1 protein-coding gene is annotated in these 433 nt (G+C 34.6%); it reads right to left on the reverse strand.

Annotated features, from left to right (window positions below; all coding sequences use genetic code 11):
• Positions 1–433, reverse strand: a 433-nt coding sequence (locus tag BAQ49_RS18750; RefSeq protein ID WP_165616062.1) for a transposase, incomplete at both ends; no start/stop codon positions are given.

Consider the following 433-nt stretch of genomic DNA (forward strand, 5'->3'; position numbering starts at 1 on the left):
GTAATTCCTTGTAAAAGTTTCGTACGCTCTGTATATGTAATTCCTTTTTTCTTTTCACGAATAGCTCGATCATGTAGGCGTTTTTGTTTTTGCTCCTCCGTACATTTATAAACCACAATACGAGTAGGCAGTTTGTCTTTACTCCCTACATATACATCATGTAATTCATACACTTGGCCAGGTTGTAATTGTTTCATGATGTCTTCCAAATGAATTTGTATATATACCGGTCTCAATTGAGCGGGTTTTGTTTTAAATACCACTGTTTCGAACTCTTTTCTATATATTTTAGTTGGTAACTTAAGACGTGATAAATAATATCCCTGCTTGTCTTGAATAGACTTAAAGTCTTGTAGACGAAAATATCCTAAGTCACGAATATATAGTTCATTCTTTTGTACCATACCTGTTCGAGTCGCACCATACGCTTGAT

This window comes from Bacillus proteolyticus (genome assembly GCF_001884065.1).
GTDB lineage: Bacteria > Bacillota > Bacilli > Bacillales > Bacillaceae_G > Bacillus_A > Bacillus_A proteolyticus.